Source organism: Agromyces laixinhei (genome assembly GCF_006337065.1).
GTDB classification, from domain to species: Bacteria; Actinomycetota; Actinomycetes; order Actinomycetales; family Microbacteriaceae; genus Agromyces; species Agromyces laixinhei.
The window spans coordinates 430,597-443,207 of record NZ_CP040872.1 but is presented as its reverse complement, the minus strand read 5'-3'; the positions used below and the strand labels follow the sequence as shown (position 1 = coordinate 443,207).

Annotated in this window: 8 protein-coding genes and 1 pseudogene; 2 read left to right on the top strand and 7 right to left on the bottom strand. The window is 67.6% G+C overall.

The annotated features are described in order from the left end of the window. Positions 1-95: 95 nt before the first annotated feature. The 6 genes from FHG54_RS02085 to FHG54_RS02060 form a co-directional block, all read right to left on the bottom strand. On the bottom strand, positions 96-578 hold the full coding sequence (locus FHG54_RS02085) for a DUF1097 domain-containing protein (RefSeq protein WP_232333568.1): 483 nt from the start codon (positions 576-578) through the stop codon (positions 96-98). 419 nt (positions 579-997) lie between these two features. Next, on the bottom strand, positions 998-2,122 hold the full coding sequence (locus tag FHG54_RS02080) for a glycerate kinase (RefSeq protein ID WP_139415691.1): 1,125 nt from the start codon (positions 2,120-2,122) through the stop codon (positions 998-1,000). Next, complete coding sequence (locus FHG54_RS02075) at positions 2,119-3,162, bottom strand: LacI family DNA-binding transcriptional regulator (RefSeq protein ID WP_198169649.1); 1,044 nt, start codon at positions 3,160-3,162, stop codon at positions 2,119-2,121. The genes FHG54_RS02080 and FHG54_RS02075 overlap by 4 nt, the downstream gene beginning before the upstream one ends. Beyond that, on the bottom strand, positions 3,162-4,043 hold the full coding sequence (locus FHG54_RS02070; protein ID WP_139415689.1) for a sugar phosphate isomerase/epimerase family protein: 882 nt from the start codon (positions 4,041-4,043) through the stop codon (positions 3,162-3,164). The genes FHG54_RS02075 and FHG54_RS02070 overlap by 1 nt, the downstream gene beginning before the upstream one ends. Then, positions 4,040-5,257 carry a dihydrodipicolinate synthase family protein gene (locus FHG54_RS02065; protein WP_139415688.1) on the bottom strand — a complete coding sequence of 406 codons (1,218 nt, stop codon included), beginning with the start codon at positions 5,255-5,257 and terminating at the stop codon, positions 4,040-4,042. The genes FHG54_RS02070 and FHG54_RS02065 overlap by 4 nt, the downstream gene beginning before the upstream one ends. Positions 5,258-5,284: 27 nt before the next feature. Beyond that, entirely contained in the window at positions 5,285-6,484 is a 1,200-nt protein-coding gene (locus tag FHG54_RS02060) for a Gfo/Idh/MocA family protein (protein WP_210415456.1), read from the bottom strand. Between the two features lie 87 nt (positions 6,485-6,571). Here FHG54_RS02060 and FHG54_RS16885 point away from each other — a divergent pair. Further along, positions 6,572-7,108, top strand: a pseudogene (locus tag FHG54_RS16885) (ROK family protein); the annotation flags it as partial. Between the two features lie 65 nt (positions 7,109-7,173). Beyond that, entirely contained in the window at positions 7,174-7,482 is a 309-nt protein-coding gene (locus tag FHG54_RS16880) for an ROK family protein (RefSeq protein WP_267898516.1), read from the top strand. Positions 7,483-7,487: 5 nt separating this feature from the next. On the opposite strand, the gene FHG54_RS02050 is transcribed toward FHG54_RS16880, so the two are convergent. Next, positions 7,488-12,533, bottom strand: a complete 5,046-nt coding sequence (locus FHG54_RS02050) for a discoidin domain-containing protein (RefSeq protein WP_139415686.1) — start codon at positions 12,531-12,533, stop codon at positions 7,488-7,490. Between the last annotated feature and the right edge of the window lie 78 nt (positions 12,534-12,611).

The window sequence follows — 12,611 nt, the reverse complement described above, 5'->3', positions numbered from 1 at the left end:
TCGAGCGCTGGTGCGTTTCGGTACGATGCGAGTCTGCGATCCGACACCGAGGTTCGGCCACAATGTTTCTCGCATGGTGAGAACGGACGACCGCATCACAATGCGTCGGCGGTGACGCGCGCGGCGCGCGGACGAGTGAGCAGGCCTGCCAGCGCCTCGCTCGCCCACCCGAGGAGTGCCCCGATCACGAGCGCGACCGCGACCGGAAGCCAGCCCCCGGCGGCGCCGAACACGGCTGCGCACCCAGCGAACGCGCCAGGGATGAACGCAAGCGTCTTCCAATTGGCCTGCGCGCACATGAAGAACGCGATCACGGCGACGCCCACGGGGAGGATCAGATCTCCGCCGACCGCGGCTGCCGTGAGCAGGAGCACGGTTGCGTAGAGCACTCCCGTCAGTGCGGGGGGAAGAACCGTGCGGATCGCGGCGGCTTTGCCTCCGGCGGCGAAGAACAGCGCCCACGTGAGGAACGCGACCCAGGTCAGCATCCCCAGCGAGATGCTGACCCACGTCCATACGCCGGCGAGCGCACCGATCGTGATGCCTACCGCCACGTTCGGGTTGATTGCGGATTTCATCGTCGAATCTCCACTCTGAACGGACATCGGTGTCCGCTCGGTCGATGAAGATCAGGATGAAGGTGACATCATGCCACCGCACCACTCGCTATCGCATCGTGAGATGGGTTCGACTCAGTGGGATCACCGCATCACCCCACCCATGAAGAAGGCCGCAAGCGGCTCGCTCATGACGCCCGCCTGCATCCAGAAGCGAGTGTCCACAGCAAACGGCGAAACCGCCGTATGTCCGCCAACTACCCGTGGAAGCCGCCATCTTCACATGGAGCCAACAGCGTCGTAGCAGGCAGCAGGTGTAGGTTCCCGTCCGATATGGCGGAGGATGCCGGGATTCCACCGATGTTGGCAGTTGTTTGCGGCTCAGGATTCCACGCGAAATGGCGGATTCCTACTGGATCTGCTCTCGTTGCCTGAGTGTCTCACCCACAGGAACGGGCTAGTACCGCGCCCGCCTCGCGCAACCAGCGCGCGGGCTCGGTGCGCGCTGCGTCCAGTGACCCTGAGATGTCGATGAGCGAAACGGCGGCCGCGAACGCCGACAGGTCGGCGTTCGCTGCGATGCGCCCCGCCGCCAGCGCGATGCGGACGCCGAGCGATCCAGCCACCTCAGCAACGTGGGCTGGTGCCTTTCCCGCTGCAGATTGGCGGTCGAACGACCCTTCGCCTGTCACGACCACGGATGCTGCAGCCAGCGCGTCTCTCAGCCCGACGAGCTCGGCTACTGCGCCGGCACCGGGCACGAGCTGCGCACCCCACGCGAGGAGGGCTAAGCCCGATCCGCCTGCCGCGCCGGCACCGGGAGTGCGTGGGTCGGCGGGAAGCAGACCCGCCAAGCGGCCGAGGCCATCCTCGACGGCGGCGATGTCGTCGGGGGTGAAGCCCTTCTGCGGCCCGAACACGGTGGCGGCGCCGAGCGGGCCGAGGAGCGGGTTGGTGACGTCGGACAGTACGATCACGCCGCCCGTGGGCGGCGGTTGCAGCGCCGTCAGGTCGGCGTGCATCAGGGCGGAAAGGCCTCGCGCGCCGCGACCGATGGGCCGAGAGTCGCGATCGGTCAGGGTGGCGCCGAGTGCGCGGAGAAGGCCAGTGCCACCGTCGGTCGATGCCGACGATCCGATCCCCAGCACGAGCCGTGACACGCCGGCGTCCAGCGCGGCCGCGATCGCCTGCCCGAACCCGGTCGTGTCGGCGTCCCACGGCAGACGCTGATCGCCGAGGAGTTCGATGCCCGACGTCGAGGCGAGCTCGACGACTCCGGTTCCAGCCGGTGCCTCTTCCGTCGGCGGAAGGCGGAGCCACGAGGCATCCGTCCGCGTGCCGTCGGGTCCGGTGACGCTCACCCGCATCCGAGTGGCGCCCGCGACGGCAGCCGCGAACGCGTCGAGCGTGCCCTCGCCGCCGTCGGCGACGGGTCGCAGCACGACGCGATCGTCGGGCCGGACAGACGCCCAGCCCGCGGAGAGTGCCGAGGCGGCATCCGCTGCGCCGATCGAGCCCTTGAAGCTGTCGGGCGCGAAGACGACTGTGCCGGCGGCCGTGCTCATCGCTCGGGGGTGCTCTCGCGCACGAGCACATCGAGTCGGATCGCACCGTCGTTCTGTTGCCACGTCTCATCGAGGGCCGCACGCAGGGTCTGGTAGCCGATCTCTTCGAGCGGAACCCGTACCGTCGTGAGGGCCGGGCTCACGTCGCGGCTGGCGGGAACGTCGTCGAACCCGGCGACCGCGACGGCCGCGCGACCCGCGTCTCGCAGAACGGAGAGCGCACCGATCGCCACGACGTCGCTGATGCCGAAGACGACCGTGCCGGGTTCCACGCCGTCGGCGAGCGCGTCCCTCATGAGACGCTGGCCCCCTTCTCGCGTGAATCCGTCGCGGTAGACCCGGTCGACCGCCCCGCCACCGGCGAGGAAGCCTTCGGTGAATCCGGCGACGCGGTCATCCGAGGTACGCACGCCCTCGGATGCAGCGAGGATGATCGCCGACCGATAGCCACGACTCGCCATCACCAGTCCGAGCTCGCGTGCGCCTCCGTGATTGTCGACGAGCACGGAGCGCACCGTGAGACCCGCACCTGGGCCGAGAGCGACCACGCGTCCCCCCGCGGCTGTGACCGCATCTATCTCGTGCTGAAGCGCCGCGGTCGACGTCTCGTTGCTCCGCGACGCGGCGAGGATCACACCCCGGGGCCGCTGTCCACGCAGGGCGCGGACGAGACGCACCTCGCGCGCCGCGTCGCGCGCCGTCATCGCGATCGTCACCACGAGGCCCGCCTCGTCGGCGCCGCGTCCGACACCGGATGCGAGCTGTCCGAAGTACGGATCGGCGATATCGGCGACGAGCAGTGCGATGATCGCCGAGGTTCCCTTCGCCGTCGCCTGGGCCGAGAGGTTCGCCGAGTAGCCGAGCTGCTGTGCCGCCGCTTCGACACGCTGACGGTAGGAATCGGCGACCTTTCGTGCCGAGCCGTTCAACACTCGAGATGCCGTGGCGAGAGAGACGTCCGCCGCCATCGCGACGTCGTGCAGCGTCGGAGATGAAGCGCTCCGTCGGCCCGCCGCCATCGTGATGATCGTCTGCTTCATCAGTGAGAGTCTGCGACACTACTGAGCGAGGGTGACACGGTCGCACCGAAAGTCGCCGCGGTGCGCCGGACGACCTGTCCGGGCTCCGTGTTCCAGATGTCCTCGTTGAAGATCTCGACCTCGATGTCGCGGTCGTAGCCGGTGGCCTCGACGGCTGCCGTCAGCGTCGCGAGGTCGACGACGCCGTCGCCCGGGTAGTGGCGGCTGAGGAGCACGTCCGCGGGCAGCGGGGTCTTCCAGTCGCACACCTGGTACGTCGCGATGCGTCCCTCGCGCCCGGCACGGGCGATGGATGCCAGGATGTCGGGATCCCACCAGATGTGGAACGTGTCGACGGTGGCTCCGACGACATGCGGCTCGAAGTCGGCGGCGATGTCGAGCGCCTGCCCCAGCGTCGAGACGACGCAGCGGTCCGATGCGTACATGGGATGCAGCGGCTCGATGGCGAGGGTGACACCTGCCACCGAGGCATCCGGAGCCAGCTCGCCGATCGCGTCGCGCACGCGCTCGCGGGCGCCCACCAGATCACAGGAGCCCTCGGGCAGGCCGCCCGCGACGAGCACGAGGATCGCGGTCGACCCCTCCGCGCCGGCGGCGGCGAGGGTTGCCGCCTCTTCGATGGCGACGCGGTTGTCATCGATCGAGGCGCGGCGCGCCGCGCCCTCGGGCATGGTGAAGAAGCCCGACCGGCAGTGGGTGGTGAACCGCAGCCCCGAGTCGGCCAGCATCGACGCCGCCGTCGCGAGGCCGACCTCTTGCACGGGTTCGCGCCACAGGCCGATCGCCTGCACGCCCGCCTCGGCGGTGACGCGCAGCGCCGTCGCGAGGTCGGCGTGCTTGATGGTCGCCTGGTTGATCGACAGGCGAGGGTCGACGATCATGCGAGCACTCCGGGGACGCCAATGCCGTTGTGGCGGAGCATGGCGTGCCAGCGGATCGCCGCGAGCTCGGGCTTCTCGAGCGCGTGCGCGGCGTTGGCGAGCTCGATGATGCGCGACAGATGCGGAAGGCTGCGCGCGGAGTGCAGCCCGCCGACCATCTGGAACGCGGACTGGTGCCCGTTGAGCCACGACAGGAACGCGACGCCCGTCTTGTAATAGAACGTCGGCGCGGCGAACACCTGGCGGCTGAGCTCCTCCGTCGGGCCGAGAATCTCGACGTACCGCGCCGGGTCACCGGCATCCAGCGCCTGGATCGCCGCGGATGCGACCGGCGTGATCGCCGCGAACGCGCCGAGGAGGGCGTCGGAGTGCTGACGCGGGCTCTCGGGGTTGCGCTCCGGCTGCGTCGCGTCGGGCACGTCCTGACCGCCGATGAGGCCAACGTAGTTGAAGTCGTCGCCGGTGAACATACGCACGCCCTCGGGAAGTCGCTCGCGCACCGACACCTCGGACGCGGCGTCGAGCAGGCTCATCTTGACGCCCGCGACCTTGTCGACGTTCTCCTCGATGATCTCGAGGAGAACCGCCGAGGCCTCACGCCAGTCGGGAGATCCGAAGTAGCCCTCGAGTGACGGGTCGAACGCGGTGCCGAGCCAGTGGAGCACGACCGGCACGGTCGCCGACTGCAGCACCTCACGGTAGACGTGGCGGTAGTCGTCGGCCGAGTCCGCGACGCGCGCGAGGTGGCGCGACGCCATGAGCACAGGGCCGGCGCCCTGCTCCTCGGTGAAGTGCAGCTGCGTCTTGTAGGCGCTGATCACCTCGTCGATCGAGATGCGCTCCTCGTCGACGTGGTCGGTGTTGACCCCGACGACGACGGCGCCGCCCTCTTCGCGAGCGACCTGGGCCGACCGCGCGATGAGGTCGCGCGTCGCCGCGGCGTCGAGGCCCATGTTGCGCTGGGCGGTGTCCATGGCGTCGGCGACGCCGAGGCCCCACGAGTACACCGCGCGGCGGAAGTCGAGCGTGGCATCCCAGTCGACCTCGGCCGCCCGGCCCGGGGTGTTGTCGGCCCAGGTCTTCGGAACGACGTGCGCCGCGGCGTACGCCACGCGGCTCTGGAGCGCGCCCTCGGGCTTGGTGTAGCCCGGGGAGTCGTTCAAGTCGACCGTGGAGACGGCCCCCGCGTTGGAGAAGAGTGTGAGGTTTGACATCCCGATTCCTTCTACAGTTCCAGCCGGTCAGTCCAGCGACAGCGGGGGCAGCTCGACCTTGCGGCCATCGCGGCTCGACTGCAGGCCGGCCTCGGCCAGCAACACGCCGCGCGCCCCCGACAGCAGGTCGAAGGCGTAGTCGGTGCCCAGGGCGTACGAGGCGAGGAACTCCTCCCACTGCTGGCGGAAGCCGTTCTCGAACACGTCGTTGGTGGGCACCTCAGCCCAGTCGACGTCGTAGTCGTGGTCGTCGGCGAGGTCGGGGTTCCACACCGGCTTCGGGGTCGCGTTGCGGTGCTGGATCTTGGCGCCGAACAGGCCCACGACGGCCGAGCCGCGCGTGCCGTCGACGTGGAACTCGACGAGCTCGTCGCGGTTCACGCGGACGGTCCACGAGGAGTTGATCTGCGCGACGACATCGCCCTCGAGCTCGAAGATGCCGTAGGCGGCGTCTTCGGCGGTGGCGGTGTAGTGCTCGCCGTTCTCGTCCCACCGGTCGGCGATGTGCACCGACGCCTGCGCGTAGACCGACTTGACCTCGCCGAAAAGGTTCTCGAGCACGTAGTTCCAGTGCGGGAACATGTCGACGATGATGCCGCCGCCGTCTTCGGCGCGGTAGTTCCAGCTGGGGCGCTGGGCGGGCTGCCAGTCGCCCTCGAACACCCAGTACCCGAACTCGCCGCGCACGGACAGGATGCGCCCGAAGAAGCCCGAGTCGATGAGGCGCTTGAGCTTCTGCAGACCCGGGAGGTACAGCTTGTCGTGCACGACACCCGTCTTCACCCCGGCCGCGGCGGCCAGGCGCGCGAGCTCGAGCGCCTCCTCTACCGACTCCGCCGTGGGCTTCTCGGTGTAAATCGTCTTGCCCGCCGCGATCGCCTTCCGCAGCGCCGTCGCCCGCGCCTTGGTGACGAGGAAATCGGCGTAGATCTCCCAGCGCGGATCGGCCAGCGCAGCATCAAGATCCGTCGTCCAGTCCTCGATGCCGTGCTTCGCCGCGAGCTCGGCGAGCTTCGCCTCGCTGCGACCCACCAGCATTGGCTTCACCGTGACCTTCGAGCCATCGGGCAGCTCGATGCCACCCTGGTCGCGGATCGCGAGGATCGACCGCACGAGGTGCTGGCGGTAGCCCATGCGGCCCGAGACACCGTTCATGATGATCCCGATCTCGCGCACCCCCGGGCGGACGTCGATGTGATGCGCGATGGTCGTGGTCGTCTCTGACATTCCCTGCTCCTTTGGCAATCGTTATCCACTACTATGACAGCGGGAATGCGTTTTCCGCAACTGCTGTTCGGGTGACCGAGGAGAGACATGGACGACGTTGTTCTGGCGATCGATCTGGGCGGGACGAAGGTCGAGGCGGCATTGGTCGACAGGGATGGAGTGATTTCGTCGGGGAGCCGCCGACGATCCGAGACCGGCCCGGGGGCGGGGTTCGCTGAGCTGCGGGATGCTCTCGGCGAGGTGGCGTTGGGCACTGTGTCCGCTCGGCTGTCAACTCAAATCATCACCGCTGTGGGGATCGGTAGCGCGGGACCGCTGAACAGCGGGGAGGCCACAGTGTCGCCGTTGAACCTTCCCGTGCATGACTTCCCGATCGTCGCTGTGGTGCGGGAGGTTGTCGGTGATGCTCTGCCGATACGGCTAGCCCTCGACGGGACGTGTATTGCGTTGGCTGAGTCCCGCTTTGGCGCCGCATCGGGCGTTTCGAACAGCGTGTCGATGGTGGTTTCCACGGGCGTGGGCGGTGGCATTGTGATCGACGGCGTGCCGATCGGGGGCGAACACGGCAACGCTGGGCATATCGGACAGCTCCGCGTCGCCGCTGACGAATCTGCAGAGGATCCGACAGCCGGAACTCTGGAGTCGGTCGCGTCCGGCCCGGCGACGGTGGCCTGGGCTCGGGGACAACGGTGGTCAGGCCAGACCGGAATGGACCTGCCGAGTCCGCGCAAACGGGGGACCTGGTTGCACGCGCAGCGATCGAACGATCAGCCAAAGCGGTCGGGCAGACTCTGGCTGGCGTGTGCGCGCTACTGGACGTCGGCCTCATCGTCATCGGTGGTGGGTTCTCGCTGGTCTCCGGCGACTATGTCCACCTTGTGCAGCAGTCTGCTCGCAGCGCTGCGGTGCTCCCTGCGGCGCGCACGGTCAGGGTCGTGCGCGCCGCTCTGGGCTCCGACGCCCCCCTTGTGGGAGCAGCGTTGCTGACATTCCCCTGATCAGCTCATCGCGTGACCGCTACTTTGAGCTCCGAGCTGGTGGTCACGCCGGCGGAGTTTCGGAACTCCACGACGTAGGTGTGCGTCCCTATCGGGCGATCGGTGACGGTGAGTTGCGCACGCTGCGCGGCGGGCGTCGCGCCTGTGAAACTGCCCGACCCGATCTGCACACCGTTCTCGATGAAGACGTACGAGGTGGCGTTGGTCCCCCACCACATGTCGGCGGTGAGAGTGAACTTCCCGTCTCCATCCCAGTTGTCCGCACTCAGTACCGGTTTGCCGGGGCTGGCGTCACGGACGACGACCGTGACTGGCTGGGTGGTGCTGGTGCCGCTCGAGTTGATCAGCTCCGCCGTGTACACGTAGTTGCCGTTTGCCTTGCCGCTGATCGGGAAGGACGCGCTTTGCACGTTCGGCGTGTTACGACTCAGCGTTTTCTCGGCGATCACGACGTCGCCCTCGCGCAGGATGATGCGGCGAGTGTTCTCACCCCACCACATGTTGTAGGTGATGATGTAATCGCCGTCGAGCAGGCCGGTGTCCCATCCGTTGTTGTGCGAGAGCGTCCCGACCGTGGGAGCGGCGGTTGAGCCGTCGTCGGTGACGGTGACCTTCGCTACCGCGGGCACGGTGGTGCCTGGCACGGTGCCGGCGACCTCGACTGTCCCGGCCGTTGCCCACGCCGATGGGTCCACCGCAGCCCACTGCACCTGCTCGACAGTGTTCGAGCCGTCGGCCCGGACTGCCACCACCGTCGCAGGAAGCTGAGGTGCTTCGTTGCGGAATGTGGTGGCCTCAGCCGGTGTGATCGATGCGATGGGCGAAATCACCGCACCGTGCAGCCGCAGTTCCGCGAGGTTGAGGATGTCACCGTTGGTCACGCGCAGGTAGCGATACCCGGTGCCCGCGAGGGTCGGATCCACCGCTAGGCCCTGCCACGCCAGGGTCTGCTGCACACCCGTCACGAGGGTGTTCCACTGCTGCCGGTCGTTCGAACCGAGCAGGCGCATGTTCTTCACCCGCGTCGTCCCGAGAGTGTCCTGCCGGACTGCCAACTCGACGCTGTTCAGCGCGATCTGCCGGGTAGTGCCCAGGTCGAAGATGATGTCTGCGGACCCGTTCACGATGCGGGCGTCGGTGTACGTGGTCAGCGACCCGTCGAACAGGTTCTGCGGACGTGCCACGGTAGACGGGTCGGGCGAACCCGCGAGCGTCACGCTGGACGCCACCTTCAGCAGATTTGCCACCAGGCCGCTGTTCGAGCCGATGCGCACCGTGGAGCCGTCGGTCGTCTGGCGAGTGGTGACCGCCTGTCGGCCGTCGGCCGTGGTGTGGTCGACGGTGATGACGGCGTTGGAGCCGATCCGGTCGCTGGCGGCCAGAATGACGGTGGCCTTGAAGGTCGTGGGAGACCCGGCGGTCTGGATGGCGGCGGGCGCCCCGTCGATGGTGGCGGAGATCTTCGTCGGCGCCTCCGTTGTGGTGATGTCCAGGGTGACGGTGTCGCCGCCGACGGCGTAGTTGCGTAGTGAGTTCGAGGACGAGAGCTTCAGCGAGCTGATGACGGTCACCGGAGCGGTGTAGGTGCCGAATACCCGGGTCTCAGCGACGTTGATGATGTTGCCGTTGGTGAGCCGGATGAACCGGAACGCCTCGTTGCTGACCGAAGTGAGTCGCTGCCAGTTCGGGTCGGCCTGTACGTTACTGGTCAGCGGCGTCCAGGTGGCGCCGTCGACGGAGCCCTCGAATCGGAGGTTGCTCAGCCGGCTGGTGCCGTACTGGTCCTGGCGTACCAGCACGTCCACACCGCTGATCGACATCGACGCGCCCTCAGCGAGATCCCAGACTAGAGCAGCTCTCCCGTTGGACAGCCGGGTGTCGGTGTGGGTGGCGATGTTCTGGTCGAACAGCTTGGCCGCCTCAGCCGCCGGAGTCGGGTTTGCCGTGCCAGCGGCCGCGGTGACCGGCGCCGCGAGCAGGGTCTTGTCCAGCAGACCCTGATCAGTGGACACGTAGACGCTGCTGCCGTCGGAGGTTGTCAGCACGGTGTTGGCCTTTAGGCCGGTGCTGGTGGTGTGGTCGATGGTGAACGGCAGCTGCGCGCCGGCGGTAACCGTGGAGGGAAGGATCGCCGTCGCCTTCCAGGTGCGGCCGCCGTCCGAGCTGGTTGCGGGAGCATCCTTGCCGGCGATGGTCACCTTCACGTCGGCGATGGGGGCCGAGGCGGTGAAGTCCAACGCGACGGTGCTCCCGGCGACTACGCGGTTCTTCAGCGACGCGGGGGCGCTGAGCGTGACGCTGGTCAGCTCGCCGATGGCTTCGGAACGTTCGCCGAAGATGTGGAACTCGGTGATCTCGAAGAGGTTTTGCACGGTCCCGTAGAGCACGTCCGGGAGCGGCTGCAGCAGCTGCACCTTGATGTACTGGAACGTCTGGGACCGCAGTTCCTCGGCGACGTCGAGGTATTGCATGTCCTGCGTCATGGTGGTGACGCCGGGGGCGAGCCGGGTCCATGAGACACCGTCGTTGGACCCGAACACGGCTGTGTTCGCCAGCCGGTCCTCGAATATGTTCGAGCGCAGCGCGAACCGGTCGGCCTGCACCCGGGCGAACGGTCCGAAATTGAACACGTGCGACAGGTTGACGGCCTGACCGTAGACGGTGCCGGTTTGAGGGTTGTCGTCGACGAGCAACGAGGTGTTGGTGCCGGCGGTGGAGGCTGCCAGCAGGTCCGGGTAGTCCAGCGATCCCAACGAGGTCTTCGGCGAGACGAGCGTCAACGCGTCGACGGCGTTGGTCAGCGCGGTCAGAGCCGCCTGGAACGCGGAATCGTCCGCATCGAGGGCGCTTTCGGCCGTGTCCAGAGCGGTGGCGTAGGCGGTGTCGGTGGTGCGCGTGTAGACCGTGCCGGCCTCACGAGCCTGCTGTGCCAGCTGCAGCGCGGCTTCCCGGTCTTCGCCGGCGATCAACTGCAGGCGCTGTGCAGACACGGTGATGCCGTCGGTGACCGAAATCACCGCCTCCTGCCGCCCCGCTGCCGCGGGCGACCACTGCAGCTTGCCGGTTGCGGCGTCCAGTTGCGCACCGGCGGGAAGGTCGCGGCTGTCGTAGGTCAGCGCGGCCCCGTTTCCGCCCTCGGTGGTCAGCGTCGCCGTCACCGCGTCGCCGGCGACCGTGACCACCCGTTCCGCGGCGCCCTTGAACCGCACCGGGCTGAGCGCAGCGGTGTCGACGAGGATGCTGTCGACGTCGACTGATCCGCCGTCGCCGACGGTCTCGATGTAGACCAGGTCGGCGAGGGTCTCCGCACTGGTGAGGTCGATGACGATCTGGCGCCACTGTCCACCGGTGGCCGGGACAATGATGCTCTCGTTCAGGCCGAACGACAATCGCAGCTCGGTCGCTTCATCGGCACGTACCCTCAGCGCGATGCGCTTGTTGGTGGTGGAGCCGTTGAGGAACGCGATCTTCGCGGGCTCGGCGCCGGTGGTCAGCCGGACGAATGAGGTGTCTCCCTCCGTCTCCTGGTGTACGGCGCCGGAGATGTGCGTGTAGCGGTCCTCGACCTGGAGCGTCGTCGCGCTGGTTTGCGGCTTGGGGACCGGCGTTCCCGCGGCCGCGGCCGGGGTGAACAGCCAGAAGTCCCCTCCGCCGTCGACGTTGTCCCACGCGCGGGTCACCGCGCCGCGATAGTAGTAGTCCGGGGGCAGCCGCTTCGAGAACGCCTCGGCGTAGTAGGGCGCTGCGGTGGTCAGGTCGACGCCGCGTTCGTACGTGTAGTAGTAGTACAGGTCCCAGAACCCGGCGGTGTTGTAGCGACCCCGGTACGCCTCCGAGGGGCGGTCGTACGTATCGCGGACGGTGCCGTCGGGCGAGATCGCGTAGCCGACCGGCGTCCAGTCGATGTCGTAACCGAGCATGTACTTCCAGAAGTAGTCCGCCGCGGCGAGGATCCGGTCGTCGAGGAACTCGTAGGGGCCGACGGCGTCTGCGGCGGTCGAGATCGTGCCGGCAGTCGGGTCGACGGTCGTGCCCTGCGCCATCATCAGCCGGGCCAGGATGTAGGTGTTGGTGATGTCGCCGCCGCCGTGGGCCTGGTCGCGACCCATCTCTATGTGCTGCACTCGCGGCTCGGCGATGGGCTCGCCGGTGGCGTCGTTGCGGTCCACCAGGCGGAATATCCGTTCCACCGAGCCGTTGAAGCCCTGGTCGTTGGCGGTGGAGTTGACAGTGAACCACTCCACCGACTTCGCATACCCTTCAGCGTCGTCGAGGAAGATATAGCCGGCCATGGCGCCCAGCAGCGGATACAGGTGCTGGTTCATGAAATGGTTCTGGTCGCTCTGGAACGTATTGATCACCGGGGTGATGAGGTTCCGACTGAACGCGGTGGTGTCCTCGGCGGTCCACGCTGCTTCGTCGACGTCGCACGAGGCGTAGCGGAGGATTTCCGCGGCCGTCACGATGCGATTGAGCGGGATGCCGGTGTGGATGTGGGAATCTGCAAACGCAGCGTACTGACTTGGGTCCATCTGCTCCCAGATGCGGATGATGCGCATCGCGTTGGAGCGGTAGACCTGCTCACCGGTGAACACGTACATCAACGCCTGGGTGTACGCCTTCAGGCCATCCGCGATGAATCGTGCGTTGAAGCCCTGGCTGTTGAACGCCGTGGACGCCGCGACGGTGTGGTCGGCGGTCGACGCGTTGGACGAGGTCACGGTGGTGGCCGCCGCCGGCGAGGTCGACATGGCCTGGAAGTAACTGGCCCACGGCTCCGCGCCCGCCTGGATTTGGGTGCGTGCGTTGGTGAGGTGCTCGGCGGTGACGCTCACTCCGGGGTGCGTGAAGCCAGCGGCGCTTTCGGTGGTGTTGAACTCCACCGTGCAGGCCTCCACAGCCTGCGCCGCGGGAGTTGTCGTACCGACAGTTGCCTGAATGCCGGCACCCAGGAGCACGCCGGCTGTGGCGATCGCCAGAATCCTGCGCCAGAATCCTCCGCGCTGCTCCGCGGAGAGATGAGGGTTCTGCACGATCTGCACCTTCTTCATTGAGGTCCGAGTGTCACATCAGTGTGATGGATATCGTTTGCCGTTAACTGTGGCGAGAGGAAGGCCGACACGTCAAGT